Source organism: Parashewanella spongiae (assembly GCF_004358345.1).
GTDB lineage: Bacteria > Pseudomonadota > Gammaproteobacteria > Enterobacterales > Shewanellaceae > Parashewanella > Parashewanella spongiae.
The window spans coordinates 2,084,382-2,099,295 of the sequence record NZ_CP037952.1 but is presented as its reverse complement, the minus strand read 5'-3'; the positions used below and the strand labels follow the sequence as shown (position 1 = coordinate 2,099,295).

At 37.7% G+C, this 14,914-nt stretch carries 8 protein-coding genes and 1 pseudogene; 1 reads left to right on the top strand and 8 read right to left on the bottom strand.

Annotation, left to right across the window (positions count from 1 at the left end):
* Nucleotides 1–48 precede the first annotated feature (48 nt).
* From E2I05_RS07970 to E2I05_RS07955, 4 genes and pseudogenes are all read right to left on the bottom strand, one after another.
* A complete protein-coding gene (locus E2I05_RS07970) occupies nucleotides 49–5,112 on the bottom strand; it encodes a magnesium transporter (RefSeq protein ID WP_121852908.1) in 5,064 nt (1,687 codons plus the stop codon).
* 690 nt (nucleotides 5,113–5,802) lie between these two features.
* Entirely contained in the window at nucleotides 5,803–6,393 is a 591-nt protein-coding gene (locus tag E2I05_RS07965) for a LysE family translocator (protein ID WP_121852909.1), read from the bottom strand.
* Nucleotides 6,394–6,411: 18 nt separating this feature from the next.
* A complete protein-coding gene (locus E2I05_RS07960) occupies nucleotides 6,412–6,549 on the bottom strand; it encodes an SDR family oxidoreductase (protein WP_376707895.1) in 138 nt (45 codons plus the stop codon).
* 302 nt (nucleotides 6,550–6,851) lie between these two features.
* Nucleotides 6,852–7,193: pseudogene (locus tag E2I05_RS07955) on the bottom strand (SDR family NAD(P)-dependent oxidoreductase); the annotation flags it as partial.
* A 507-nt stretch (nucleotides 7,194–7,700) separates the two neighbouring features.
* Here E2I05_RS07955 and E2I05_RS07950 point away from each other — a divergent pair.
* Nucleotides 7,701–9,881, top strand: coding sequence for a M3 family metallopeptidase (locus E2I05_RS07950; protein WP_121852911.1), 2,181 nt, complete (start codon nucleotides 7,701–7,703; stop codon nucleotides 9,879–9,881).
* Nucleotides 9,882–10,550: 669 nt separating this feature from the next.
* Here the strand turns inward: E2I05_RS07950 and purF are convergent.
* The 4 genes from purF to E2I05_RS22490 form a co-directional block, all read right to left on the bottom strand.
* Nucleotides 10,551–12,065: an amidophosphoribosyltransferase gene (gene purF / locus E2I05_RS07945; protein WP_121852912.1), complete on the bottom strand. Its 1,515-nt coding sequence runs from the start codon at nucleotides 12,063–12,065 to the stop codon at nucleotides 10,551–10,553.
* A gap of 93 nt (nucleotides 12,066–12,158) precedes the next feature.
* The gene (locus E2I05_RS07940) at nucleotides 12,159–12,644 is read right to left on the bottom strand and encodes a CvpA family protein (RefSeq protein ID WP_121852913.1); all 486 of its coding nucleotides are present in this window, start codon (nucleotides 12,642–12,644) and stop codon (nucleotides 12,159–12,161) included.
* 254 nt (nucleotides 12,645–12,898) lie between these two features.
* Nucleotides 12,899–14,158, bottom strand: coding sequence for a hypothetical protein (locus E2I05_RS07935; RefSeq protein ID WP_121852914.1), 1,260 nt, complete (start codon nucleotides 14,156–14,158; stop codon nucleotides 12,899–12,901).
* Between the two features lie 553 nt (nucleotides 14,159–14,711).
* Nucleotides 14,712–14,858, bottom strand: a complete 147-nt coding sequence (locus E2I05_RS22490) for an SPOR domain-containing protein (protein ID WP_279387028.1) — start codon at nucleotides 14,856–14,858, stop codon at nucleotides 14,712–14,714.
* Nucleotides 14,859–14,914 lie beyond the last annotated feature (56 nt).

Here is a 14,914-nt window from a genome sequence, read left to right as displayed (position 1 = left end):
AGCTTTGATTGCTTAACAGGTTAGTTTGTTAAGCAATCAAAATTATTTTCATGTTCTGTCAAAAAAGCCTATCGGTGCAATTAAATCAATATGGCCTGCAGATAATTTACATATATAAGGGGTTACATCATCTACTTGATGTGAAGCAATGTTAAATTTTTCTACCATTATATTCCCGATCATATCGGGTAAATAATAAAATAAAGTTTGTTTACTCTCTTGCTCTTCTACTTGAAGTTCAGAACCTTCAATAGCCTGCTCTAACCCTTGGTTTGAATAGATTTGAAACTCATCATGTCTTATGCACTTTTTACAAATTAATTCAGCGGCTCCTTTTACACTTCGCTCAAACCCCTTTTCTCCTGCAATTCTAAGCAAGAAATTTAAATCTATTTGAAGCACCTCAACGGCGTTTTTAAGGCTCGACTCAACGGCTTCGGTGACTTTTTTTATATCTTTTGAAGTGCTTAATATCCGATGAACGTCCATTTTAGTTTTATCTTTTAACCAAGCTCGATCACGTCTTTCAATCGCTAACTTTGCTCTAAAAAAGCAATCGCCATTATCAGATATTGCATAAAACTCAAAACCTTCCGGTACTTCTACAGGTGCGTATTGAAGAATCCCATTTGCCGTTGCAGTCGAAGCAGCAATAGCCTGCTGAAGAGCAGGATCATCATCGTCAAAACCACCAAATTCTTCCTCTCCTGAGCTTCCTTCATCGAAGGCAAAAAGCTTATTAATAACAGGACCTGTATCAACATTTGTAAAGGGGTCAATATAACTAATTAAAGCCATATTTTGCTTCCATACAGCTAAGATTAGCTCTTGATTCTCCAATACATTTAGAATTTGATTTATCTTAATATAATCTTGCTGTGTACTATTCGAAATTTTAGCTAACTCGATGAGTAGCATTTTTGCTTCTTCAAAATCCATTTGTAGCAGAATACTACCGCAATCTGCTGCTTCGAGTTGATTGAGCACAACTACCTGACTGTCAAACGATTGTGAAATAAATAATGTAGAAGCGCTTGCTAGATCACTGGATAATAAGTGCTGAGAAATTTGATCGAAAACAGAGGTAACCTCAGGCTCTTGTATAAAGGCTTCTCCAATTTGAGTTACCTCTCTATGGATAAATACCCACTCTTCCATTATTTGCTCAGCTTTGTGATGTTTTCCATCGCCTATTAGCTTCGAATGAATGTTCATTATCGACTCTTCAGAGGCCGTAAGCAAATATTCCTTACACCATTCTTCGTCACAGTTGTCAGCGAGTAATTGCCATTTAATTGTTGCTGGAATGCACTCTATGAATTCTTGAGTGAATTTGGTTTGCTCCAATAAAAGCACATTAAATTCTTGGATCAAATGACTGGCGTCATATATTGTTTCGTTGTTACCTAATTCTTCAACCGACTTTTCATACGCCATTTTCATTTGAAGAACGTCACAAGCTGATAATGAACTAAAGCTAAGGTATGCTTGTTGATCCGCTTGATTTAATGCCGGAATAATCAGTTCACTCGGCGCACACTCGCATATACTCCCTGTCATATTCAAATTATTAAACTCAGGATAAAGCATAAATAACGCGGCTAGTTCATCTTGAGAAATCGTTTTGAGTAAATGAGACAGAGTGACTCGTTCTTCATTGTTAACTAAATCTTCGAGTATTTCTTTGCGAACCCAGTCATTCGAATTTTGCAAAATAACTACGCCATCATGTTCAGCGCAGCTTTTAGTAATCCTTACTAAGTCTCGATTTAACATCGAGTTCAATATTTTTTTTACAACAGGTACATCAAATACTGCTAACTCACTTACAAAAATTTGATCTGACACACTTTGAATGATTGGGTAACTACTCGGGTTATGCGAAAGATTTTTCAACTTTATTGGGGTATTGTTGATCATATAAAGCACAACAAGTTCTATATATTCTTTTTCTAAATCATTGAGTAATGACAACAATTTGTCATCATCTAATGTTTGTAAAAGATAAGTCGATTGTTCTATCTGTTGAGCGATAATCTTAGGTAGGGCTCTCAATTGTTCTTGACGCGATAATTGATTAAAAACAGAAACAATTACCACAGGGTTAACCACATTGATAGCTTGATAGCATTTTTCAACATTACTTTTTAATATCGCTTTAATGGTTTCTATAAGCTCACCTTCTGGCAATGCTTGGCAAATGAATGACAGGTTTTGCTCATCACAGTTTTTAACAAATTCAGCTAATTCTCTTGTAGGAATGGCAGCCCAACAGTTAAGTAATTTTTCAGAATTTTCACGGCTTAAGAAAGTTAAAAAATGATTTTTGTTTTCTTCTGGCACAATTGCCTTAAGCATTGATACGATTAGAGCTGTCGGTAAATCTACAATTTTTTGTTTGCCATCTTTCAATTGGCTTATCGCAAATGTTAATTTGGCGGCTTGGTCAACTTTATTTAATTTATTAAGGTTACCCAATAATTCTTGTAGTTCTTCAGTTGATAATTGAGAACAAATATTAGCAATCCCTTCAACTTTTTTATCTATCCCTGCAGCAATAAGCGGCGCAATCTCAAATGCAGGCTTTCTTATTAAACGCTCAGAAAATCCTTCAGGGGCATTATGCAATTTACCCCATACTGAAATCCCTATAGCTGGACATTTTTTTCCAAAATAAATCAAAGTGTTTAATTGAAACTCGACATCCCTTTTCATTAGGCAATATTTAATAGCCGAACTAATTATCACACCCGCTCCAAGCCTTGGATACAGAACTTCCACCTCATAGTTCATAAATTCTGTGGCCCAAGTTTCTCTATCAGCTTGTAGCAACTCAAACATTACTTCAGCTGCAGCTTTAGGTTCCATTTGAGAGAGGTAATTTTTAACTTGAGCTTTAGTCGTTGGAACCATAAAAAATTTAATGCGGTTATCCAGCGGCAATAAGTTTATTTTTTTTGCCAAATTACTACTTTCAAATTCACCTTCTTCAACTTTCTTAATAATACATGTAATGGCTTCAGGCGATAATTTTGACTCTACAACAGCTTCACAGAAACAATCAGGGTTCATAGCCAGTAAAAACACAGCTTGGTGAGAAACTTCTTTTGCTGAAATTACAAGACCATAAATTAATCTTGCATCTTGTCTTAAGTCATCAACACTGAAATATGCATTAACTAATGTTGCTTGCTCCAATACAGAAAATTGGCCTAATTCTCGTCTAAAAAGTGAAGGAAATTTTTTAGCCAAAAAACATTCTTGAGTTTTTAAATCCTGTTTTAATACTTCTATATATTGCTCACCCTTTAGTTGAGAAATACAGACCTTTGCTATTTCAGATGAGACACGTATTAACGCCTCATGCAATTTGGATATTTTTACCAATTGCAAAACATCAGACATTCTTGCTTCAGAATTATTTTCAGAAATAAAATCAGCCAATGATTTTGTTTTGAAAGCGTCTTGATTAATAATTGCTGCCGCTATTTTTGGATCTACTTTCAGTAATAAACTAATAATAAGCTTTGCTTCTATATCAGCCGCAACAATTATCGTTTGTTCTTCAGGCAATAAAGATAATAATTGAATTTGAAGGTGTTCAGGTAGTAAAACAAAAACCGCTTTAAATTTATTTAAACACTCATTATTTTTGTTGCCTTCTTTGGCCAAGCCTGTTCTAGGGTTTAAACCTGAAACTTCTAAAACTAACTCTACATTTTTTGGATATACGTGTTTAATTATTTCTGAAACTAGTTCAGGGGATTCACCAAATAAAATTTCAGCGGCTTTGTCTGCTCTAACTTCTTTAAATAGCACTCCATAATCTTGTTCATGTTCAACTCGACGAAGGAGCTGTTTCGCATGCTCTTTATCTGTAGCCTCAAGTTGGCAAAAAAGAACACTAACAGAAGATATTGATGGTTCGCCAACATTGGCAGCTTGAGAAACCATAGCTTGAAAAATTTCAGTTTTTCTAGCCGATTGAGTTAATAAATTGAAAGCGAGCTTTTTATCAGAATCGCTTAAATCTAGCAGTAATTTTGCTGCTATTTTTACTGAACACGCTCTAAGAATAGAATTAGCTCTTTGTATTGATACTTCTGGTTTCTCAGGGGTTTCTACTTGTACTTTCAGAGGCTGACCACTTACAGCTGGCTTTGAATGAGAAGTTTTTGGATTACTAGTTGAAACCATATCCTGTAGAGCGACCTCATTATGATCTACATGTGGCTTGTCACTAATATCCTCTTCATTATCAGCATCTATTATTTGCCAATCCCAATTATCGTCTAATTTGTCATCGTCTACTACGTCTTCATTTAACTCATCAGAATCCATTGGAGACTTTGTAGTGCATGGCATACTTGATTGCAAAAAAATATCGAGCTGGCTTTCTTCCTGTTTAGGTAATATTTGTGCAATTGTCTCAGGACTTAGATGCTCTAACACATAGGATTTTTCATCTTTAGATAACTTTTCCAGTAACTGAACCTCAACGTCCCAGTCAGATAGCTTTTCAAAGACTTGGATAGCTTTTTCAGGATCCGATTGAACCAAAAAATGATAAAGTTCTTTAACCTTTTGATTGTTGATGGAAATTACTTTTGCAGCATGTGGATTAGTGTTTAACGATAATTCATGCAACATCTCGGCACATTCATTCACACCCAGCTCAGTGATAAGCTCTTTCCTTTTAATGAAACCTAATCCACTTAACACTTCTCGCTGTCGTTCATGACTTATTTCGCCAATCTGTTTATAAGTTTCAACTAATGCTCTTTTGCTCGTATGATTTAACGTTGATGAAACAAATTTAGCAGCAATTCCTTTGTCAGAGACGACCAAGGAACGAACAATCCAACTTCGTGTCGAAGGAGAGCTTTCTTGGGGAGAATCAAGGTATGTAATTTCAGACTTCCCTAAAAAAGACGCAAACTTAACTCTTTGCACTCCTATTCGGCCATCTTTATAGATTATTTTATATGTATTATTTATAAGGCTATACCCAGAAACTGAGAGGTCTTTTTCCGAATCAGCCCCTTCTTCTGGATTAAAATTTTGAGCAAACGCCCAAAGTATTTTTTCTCCTTTTGGTGTTGGCGTAGCCATAAATATCTCCATATAGAAAATTCAAGATAAACAAGTGCCCAATATAAGGAAACTCATTTATAACTATAGTTACAATCTATAGGTTGTATGCCACCAGTTAATATAATTTAATTTATCGTTAAAACTTTGTTTATCACCAACAAGCTAAATTAGTGTAAATATTTCAGAGCATTCGCACGAGTGAATGGTTTATGCACAACTCCATGTGGTAATTTCGTCATTCTCACGAAAGTGAGAATCTAGTGCCTTATATTGGAATACCCAAAGTCTCTGGATTACCATTTTCACGGGAATGACGGATTATAAAGTCCACGGTTTTTGCTCGAAAAACATCCATGCGTTAACCCTGATTAGGGGCTGTTGATCTTTCAGGATTAAATTTTGTGCTATTTGAGCATTTATCTGTTCAAGGCGTGAGCAGTGATACTTAGCCATCTAAGTGAGCTGGTCACAACACAGAACAGTGAATGCTCAAAAGCATCGAAAAAAGAGAGAGCGTAAATTGGTCGCACTTTCTAAATAAAAGGTGCTGCGTTATCGTTTTCTTATTTGGAGTGACGAGAACTCATCGGTATACTTTTTCCGCAACTTTCCTAATACGTACCTCCCAAAGCAAAAGGGGTTACTTGACATAAATAGCCCCTTTTTTAAAGAAAAAAACAAACACTATTACTCCTCATTCAATTAATATCAAAATAGTGCCCAACCTACGGCAATCAACATCACAGCAGCAAAAATTAAACGGATCATTCGAGCCTGTTTAGGTTTGTTAAATACTGGCTTTAGCATTCCACCTGCCGCTAACCATAAGATGTCTACTATTAATGCAATCAAAAAACAACTTATTGCAGTGAGCGCATAACTAAGTTCAATTGACTCCACTGGCAATAGGAATTGTGAAAAAATGGCTAAGAAAGCAGCATAAGCCTTAGGATTAAAAAGATTTAAAACGAACCCATCTTTAAAGTCAGGGATTTTTTCGTCTATATTACCTGCGACAAAATTGGCAGAAGCAATTTTGTAAGCCACATAGACCATATAAAGAGAAGCTACAATTTGGCAAATTAGCTTGGCCTCTGGCACTGCAGAAAACAATGCGGCCAGCCCAAACAAAGTACCTAAAATAGCAACAACTAGCCCAGTTAATATGCCAAAAAGAAAAGGAACCCCTTTTCGAAAACCAGATGTAGCACCCACAGCCGCTAACGCTAATGGGGCTGGTCCTGGTGAGCCGAATAACGCTCCAGTTGTAACAATTAGAGTGAACCAAGCTTCAAACATTGATTGTTCCTTTTATTTTTATTTCCCACCAGCTAAATCTATAAAACCGCCTGTTACATAAGAGGCGTAATCTGACAGCAACCAACAGATAGCTTGCGCCACTTCTTCAGTTGTACCTCCGCGTTGTAGCGGTATTTGAGACGCTAGCCGTTTCACTCGTTCAGGTTCTCCACCATCAGCATGTATTTATGTATCAATACCCGTGTTACCTGAAGATGCATGATTTCAGCGAGAGTTAATTGCCGTTTAGACAAGGCGCTTATTCGAGGTAATAGTTATTCTATTGTAAGGATAAGCAACGCAGGATAAATGGCAATTAAACTCGCACTACGTGGGCATTTCAACGCTTATTCTTCTACGTTGTGAAAGCTTGAATTAGCCCGCTAGTCCAGCGCTTTCACGCCTTGAAAAATGAACCGTTGAAAATGCCCTGAAAATTGCATCTTCAAGTATCACGGGTATATACAACCAGGTCGAACACAGTTTACTCGTATATTTTGTGCTGCTAGTTCCAACGATAAGCCCGTAGTGAGGGAGTCAATCGCACCTTTTGAAGCGGCATAATCAATATACTCGTTTGGAGCACCTAAGCGTGACGCCGCAGAGCCCACATTAACGATAGAACCGCCAAATGGCATATGTTTAATGGCTTCACGACAACAAATGAAGCTACCTATTACGTTAGTATTAATGACCTTTCTTATGCGTTCTGCGCTAATATCAATTAGTCTTGATTGCTTCATTAAACTGCCTGCATTGTTGACGAGATGGGTAATTGCCCCAAACTGTTTAGGAACTGTCCCCAAATAACTTCCCTGTTTTGCTGTCGTTTATTTTTGAGCTTATACAAGGCGAAGAAAGTGTGGTGTAGTTACTCTACATAAGCTTTCGACAACACAGTAGAAGCCAAAAATAAACACAGCCCAAAGGGTTACGCTTAAAATTGCCACTCTCTGCGTTACTCATTTTTTATTTAGAATACTAAACTTCATTCTTCGTGCCTTGATATTGACAATTTTAAGCAGTAACAAATCGGTAAGTTATTTTGAGACAGTTCCTTACAACAACCACTTTTACCATTTCTAATCCTCCAAAAATTCAACTGTAACATTTAACATCTGTTTATTAACAATTTTAAAACACAAGAATGGGTGATTGGCTAAAACACAACCACACAATCATTTGTTACAAACAATATTCAAAAACTGATAGCACTGCGCTTTCTACCGTGGTAAATAAACACACCATAAATATTGAGCTGTACCTACTTGGACTAATCAGCTCTACAACTCTCTGAGGAAATAATTATGAAAGGATCGGCACTCAAGCCTCTCGCTGCAGCCATTACCTTAGCGATATCGCTAACGGCCTGTAATAGCACAAGCAACACTTCAGGTTCTGTGGAAGTCAACAACGCCGTTGTAGCTCAAAATATCATTGCCAAGAATGCGAATAATCCATTTTTCAAACCATACGATACTTTCTTCGGCATCCCTGATTTTTCTAAAATTAAAGAAGAGCATTATTTACCAGCATTTAAAGCCGGTGTTGCTCAGCAAAAAGCTGAAGTTCAAGCCATCATTGATAATCCAGAAAAGCCTACTTTTGAAAACACCATCGAAGCCATGGAGTTTTCTGGTGACTTAGTGACAAAAGTCGCTTCTGTTTTCTATAACCTTACAGGCGCAGATACAACGCCCCAACTGCAAGAAATCAGCAAAGAAGTATCACCTATGCTTTCAGCACTTGGTGACGATATTTCACTGAATGATAAGCTATTTCAAAAAGTGAAAGCTGTATACAAGCAACGTGATTCGTTGAATTTAAGCACCTCTCAAGCTCGTTTGCTCGATTCGACTTACAAGTCCTTCACTCGCGGTGGTGCAAATCTAAACGAGCAAGACAAGCAAAAGCTTCGTGATTTGAATGCAAAGATCGGCAAGCTTAATCTTCAATTCGGTGACAATGTACTGGCTGAAACTAATGCTTTCGAACTCGTTGTAGATGACAAAGCTCAACTTGCTGGTTTGCCAGACGATGTAATCGCAAGTGCTGCCGCTGTGGCTAAAAAGCGTGGTCATGAAGGAAAATGGGTATTTACTACTGCACGTCCATCCATCACGCCATTTTTGACTTACGCCGACAATCGCGAACTTCGTGAAAAGCTCTACAAAGGTTATGTAGAACGCGCGAATCAAGACAACGCCAATGACAATAAGAAAGTGTTGGCTGAAATTGCAGCTCTACGTGCTGATCGCGCCCAACTCATGGGCTATAAAAATCATGCTGCTTTTGTATTAGAAGAACGTACAGCTAAGAGCCCTGAAAATGTTTATAAACTTCTAAACCGTATTTGGCCTGCTGCGCTAGCTCAAGCAAAAGCTGAAGAAGCTGACATGCAAGCTATGGTCGATAAAAACGGCGGTAACTTCAAAATTGAAGCTTGGGATTGGGCTTATTACACCGATAAAATCCGTGTCGCTAAATACAGCTTTAACGAGCAACAAACTCGTCCTTATTTCTCACTAGAAAACACCTTAAAAGGCGTGTTCTACACAGCAAACCGTTTATACGGTATTACCGTAAAAGAGCGCACAGACTTACCTAAGTACAATGAAGAAGTACGTACATGGGAAGTTTATGATCGCAACGGTGATTTAATGGCTGTGTTCTTAGGTGACTATTTCGTCCGTGATAGTAAGCGTGGTGGTGCATGGATGAATGCATACCGCCAACAGTACAACATGAATGGCGTTGACTCTAAGCCAATCATCGTTAACGTACTTAACTACCCTCACCCTGCTGCTGGTGAACCTGCATTATTGACATTCGACGAAGCCAGCACTCTATTCCATGAATTTGGGCATGCACTGCACGGTATGCTTTCTAACGTTCATTATCGTTCACAGTCTGGTACCTCTGTACCACGCGACTATGTAGAATTTCCATCACAAGTTATGGAAAACTGGATGACGCAACCAGAAGTGTTAGCCACATTTGCTAAACACTACAAAACTGGTGAAGTAATTCCACAAGAGCTTGTGAATAAAATTCAAGCGGCAAGCAAATTCAACCAAGGCTTTGCAACTGTTGAGTACATGGCGGCAACTTTACTTGATCTAGATTGGCACACCATTACTGATACCACGCCTAAAGATGCCGCTAAATTTGAAGCCGCTTCTTTAAAGCGCATGGGGTTAATCAACGAGATAGCACCGCGTTACCGCAGCACTTATTTTTCACACATTTTCTCAGGTGGATATAGTGCAGGTTATTACAGCTACATTTGGTCTGACATTTTAGGTGCTGATGCCTTTGAAGCCTTTAAAGAAAACGGTATCTTCGATAAAACGACTGCTGATGCGTTTATGAATAACGTATTATCACAAGGTGGTAGTGACGATCCAATGAAACTGTATAAGCAGTTCCGTGGTAAAGAAGCTGGCATTGAGCCATTACTTCGCAGCCGTGGGTTGTTAAGCCAGTAATACCAATTACAGTAATTAATCTCTCACTCAGCAAGAGATAAAGGTTTTAAGTACAAGGCGCATGTTCGAAGTACTATATTCCCTACGGCCGCCATACAAAACTGGCGTTCAATCTAGAAACATCAGTTGACTGCGTTCTTAAGCGTAGAAAAAATGGCTGATAGTAAGGCGTAGCTTGCAGCAAGTAGTTATTCTACTTGCAAATGTTACAACGCAGATAGCAGTCATTTTAGCAAGCTTGTGAGCGTAGAGCACTTCACTCATTGGGTGAAAGCCATGATGATAAAATCATCATATTGCTCAAGCAGTTACTCGTATACTCAGCGTTCAACTGATGTTTTTAGGTTCAACGTACTTAGTGCTTTTGTCGGGATAATTCAAGAACGTGCAACGCAGTAATGGAAACCTGTAGCCTTGCCCTTCGGGAGCTTGTATGCGCAAAAATTACTTCACAAAACTATCTCAACGTAGATAACTATGTTTTCACCAATTTCGTTTGTACTTTGTGCGCATACATAGCTCTGAGTTGAGCATTTAATTACTGTAATTGGCATAGTGTACTGTTAATAGTGATATTACATACCATTAGCTAAAAAAATACCTCGCTATCTATAGCGAGGTATTTAAGATTTGATTTGCAAGAATAAGCAGCAAATAATGCTTATCTACTTAAGGATGACAAACATTATGCAACTCTAAATTGGTACCTAAATCTTGATCACGTGAAGCTTTAGCATCATCGTTTCGTAATTGAGTTAAGTGATCTAAATAAGCTTGATCAACATCACTTGTAACATACTTGCCATCAAACACTGAAGTATCAAACTGCTCAATTTCAGGATTTTCCATTTTCACAGCACTGATTAAATCGTCCAAATTTTGGAAAATCATGCCGTCAGCACCAATCATTTTAGCAATTTCATCCACTTCACGGCCGTATGCGATTAACTCTTCTGATGTTGGCATATCAATCCCATATACATTCGGGAAACGGACTTCAGGCGCTGCTGATGCAAAATACACCTTTTTAGCCCCAGCTTCACGAGCCATTTCAATGATCTGCTCGGACGTTGTGCCACGGACGATAGAATCATCTACAAGCAATACATTTTTGCCTTTAAACTCTGTTCCAATCGCATTCAACTTACGGCGAACCGACTTTTTGCGCTCCACTTGGCCCGGCATAATAAAAGTACGCCCAATATAACGGTTTTTCACAAAACCTTGGCGGTATGGTAAATCAAGCGTTTTGGCTATTTGCAATGCAACATCACAAGAAGTTTCAGGAATCGGTATTACTACGTCAATGTCGTGCTCATCCCACTCATGTTTGATTTTAGCGCCTAATTTAGTGCCCATATTCAGTCGTGTCGCGTATACAGACATTTTATCAATGGATGAATCAGGGCGAGCAAAATACACAAACTCGAAGATACAAGGTGCGTGCTGCTGAATGTTTGTGCACATTCTGGTATGCAAGTTACCTTCTAAATCAACATAAATGGCTTCACCCGGTGCAACATCGCGGATCACTTCAAATCCAACAGCGTCAAGCGCTACTGACTCTGATGCGACCATGTATTCAGTGCCGTTTTCAGTTTCGTTTTTACCCAACACTAATGGACGGATACCATAAGGATCTCGAAATGCCACTAAGCCTTGGCCAATAATCATTGCTACCGCGGCATAAGCACCACTTGCTTTCTTATTAACTTGCTTTACCGCTAAGAACACTTCATCAGGAGTCAAAGACAAACCGCTGACTTGTTGTAGTTCATCCGCCAATAGATTCAACAAGATTTCTGAATCAGATGAAGTGTTAATATGACGGCGCTTACGTTGTAGGCCTTCTAACAACTCTAAGGTATTAATTAAGTTCCCGTTATGAGCCAGTGAAATACCAAAAGGGGAATTCACATAGAATGGCTGCGCTTCAGACGAGCTTGAACTGCCTGCGGTTGGATATCGGACATGCCCAATACCTGCATTCCCTTGTAGCCGTTGCATGTGTTTAATTTCAAAGACATCTTTTACCAAGCCGTTTGCTTTACGTAATCTAAATGCATTTTTATCGACCGTTACAATACCTGCAGCGTCCTGACCACGGTGTTGTAATACTGTTAATGAATCATAAATCGTTTGGTTAACAGAAGAATGACCAACAATTCCGACTATCCCGCACATGGGTGTGTTTCCTCATATTAAGATGTTCTAATACTCTTGCACTACGATTGCTCGTTCTCTCTGGAACAATTCAATGAATGAGTGCAGTGTTTTTCATTTAGGTACAAAGCTAGAGGTTGTTTCCAAGTAGTTAAAAAACCACTGGATAACAACACCAAATTCTGGGATTAATTTTGAGGTTTTCCACCATTCTGCGCTCGGTGCGCCAGTAAAAGCATCCATAAAAAATAATAATGCACTCACAACCAGTGCTCCTCTAAGAGCGCCAAAGCATAAACCTAGAACGCGATCGGTTCCGGTTAACCCTGTTTTTGAAACAAGTTGGCCGAGTAAATAGTTGAGTAATGCGCCGAGAATCAAAGTAGTAACAAAAAGAATCGTAATGGCGATACCATTACGGAGCACCTGATCTTGTAACTGAGTGAGAAATACGGCGAGATCTAAATAAAACTGGCTAGCAACAAAAAATGCAGCAAACCAAACGACTAATGACATGGCTTCTTTTGCGAAGCCTCGGATCAAACTTATTATTGTTGATAATCCGATAATGCCGAGTATTGCGTAATCGATCCAAACCATTAAATGGGCAGTCCTGAATGGGCTTTTTGACGGCAAGATTTTAGCAGAGCTTTAACAAAAGCTCACCATTTATTAATGCAAACAGAGTGTTTACAAAAAATAATAAACGTGTTTGTTGTTATCATTTAACAATAAGTTTTTTTGTTTATAAGTAACCAGTCAAATCTTATCGAATATTTTTCTGGCTGAAACGCCTGTAATTAACGACTTCTTGAGAAAAAATTTGATTAGGCACTTATTAGCAATAAGACGAACTACAACAAATAGATTCCTAAATCATCTACTAGCTTATAACTTCCATCATCGTTATTCCACACTGACTGTATTGAAAAATGGTCACCTTGAAAATGTACTAAAAGATACTTTCTTCTATAGGCCGATGCACTTAGAAACACTGGTAAGTACATACCATTTACAATAATTCTATATAAACCATTATATGTATGATAATGCCCAGCAAATATTGCAGCAACCTGATGCAGATGTTTCTTCAATATATATTGAAAATCGGAATTTTTAATAAAATCCAAGGAATGAAAATTGAGTATTATTGCTTTACCCTGTTCTTCTGCATTTGTCAGGTCTTGTTCTAACCAATTCAGTGACGAACGAATGTAAAAATAATCTCTTCTGGCATGACCAAAATTCCAAACGCTCCATTCTGTTTCGTATGTAGGGTGATAATTTAATTGAACAAAATGAACATTACCAATATCCCACGAATAGCCAAAGCTTCCAACGTAGTCTTTTCGAAAAGAAGGGAATTTATAATAAGTTCCACTTATACGAAAGTCTGAGTTTGCTGGGATGTTTTGAATTTTATCAATGAGGTAATGAATCATTCTTTCTGCACAGTTGTTTTCATAACAATCATTAACATTATTTGAATAGTCATGATTTCCAAGCCCAGGATAATTGTTAACTTGTAAATCTCTTTCATAAAATTTTTGAAATTTTTCTAATTGCCAATCATGACCAAAAGCCGTTAAATCTCCATTAGTGATCAAACCCGCAAGCTTTCCTTTGAGTTTGTTATTTAAATCATTGATACTTTGAACTCGAATTTTATTATCTAGTTGCGCTCTTATTTCATCATCACAGTCCTCTAGATTTGGACCACAAGCCCATGGATATTGTGTGTCTGCATCAATAGCCATATAGAAATCGTTCGGCATGAACTTAAAAACGTTAAGCTCAATCACCCTCTGTTGGAATTTTTCTGGTAGATGTGTCTGCGATTCTAAAAACGTTTGACACAACTTATCACCATCCGAATTATTTCGAACACATAGCCTAGCAGCTCTATTTTTTGGGATAATTATTGATGCAATCTTGCTTGGTTCGGTGTCATTAAAAGTATATAACTCTGGTCGTTCGTCTGTAATGCAAAATTGTTTATATTTCGATTGGTAGTTTATTTGTTTAAATACCTGAACACACTCACTGTGATTTTCAGCAAGAACAAAATTTATATGGCCTACCAATAAAATAAAACTCAAATGTAATGCTTTCATAATATAAGAACTCTAAAGTCAAAAAAGTCAAAAAAGTCAAAAAAGTCAAAAAAGTCAAAAAAGTCAAACCGCGTCAGTATCAACTAATAACCAATTTAAAAACAATTATACAAATAGAATTAATAGGTATAAGTCAGTCAAGAGGTATTATCTTATTTTCTTTCTAATGGATTATACGTTATCACTCTTCCTTTAAGTCCTGTTTGCTTTAAAACTTGAGCTTGAATAACAATTAACTTTTCTTCCGAGACATTAGGGGCTGTTGATCTTTCAGGATTAAATTTTGTGCTATTTGAGCATTTATCTGTTCAAGGCGTGAGCAGTGATGCTTAGCCATCTAAGTGAACTGGTCACAACACAGTGAATGCTCAAAAACATCGAAAAAAGAGAGAGCGTAAATTGGTCGCTCTTTCTAAATCAAAGGTGCTGCGTTATCGTTTTCTTATTTGGAAACGAAGTAACGACAGTTTTGTATGTCGATAATACCCAAATCTCACAAACTCTGCCTTGCATAAAATAACCAATTTATCGCTGCAAAAACAATCATGAAAGATCAACAGCCCCTAGTACCAACGAAGACTTTGGTTAACTGTTTATCAACAGATACTTTTGGCAATGTATAAGCTGGAAAACCAGCTTTACGTAATTTTTTAACGAGCGTGTTTACATTGGCAGCATTTTTAAAACTCTCCAACGGCAATATATACCCCGTTTCAATTTTTTTAGGCGTCGTTTTAGGGTCGGTTGGACTGCTTG

What these genes read in the sequence shown, in the direction of transcription:
- purF (WP_121852912.1), bottom strand. Translation starts at nt 12,065, where the DNA reads ATGTGCGGGATAGTCGGAATTGTTGGTCATTCTTCTGTTAACCAAACG.
- E2I05_RS07950 (WP_121852911.1), top strand. Translation starts at nt 7,701, where the DNA reads ATGAAAGGATCGGCACTCAAGCCTCTCGCTGCAGCCATTACCTTAGCG.
- E2I05_RS07935 (WP_121852914.1), bottom strand. Translation starts at nt 14,158, where the DNA reads ATGAAAGCATTACATTTGAGTTTTATTTTATTGGTAGGCCATATAAAT.
- E2I05_RS07965 (WP_121852909.1), bottom strand. Translation starts at nt 6,393, where the DNA reads ATGTTTGAAGCTTGGTTCACTCTAATTGTTACAACTGGAGCGTTATTC.
- E2I05_RS07970 (WP_121852908.1), bottom strand. Translation starts at nt 5,112, where the DNA reads ATGGCTACGCCAACACCAAAAGGAGAAAAAATACTTTGGGCGTTTGCT.
- E2I05_RS07940 (WP_121852913.1), bottom strand. Translation starts at nt 12,644, where the DNA reads ATGGTTTGGATCGATTACGCAATACTCGGCATTATCGGATTATCAACA.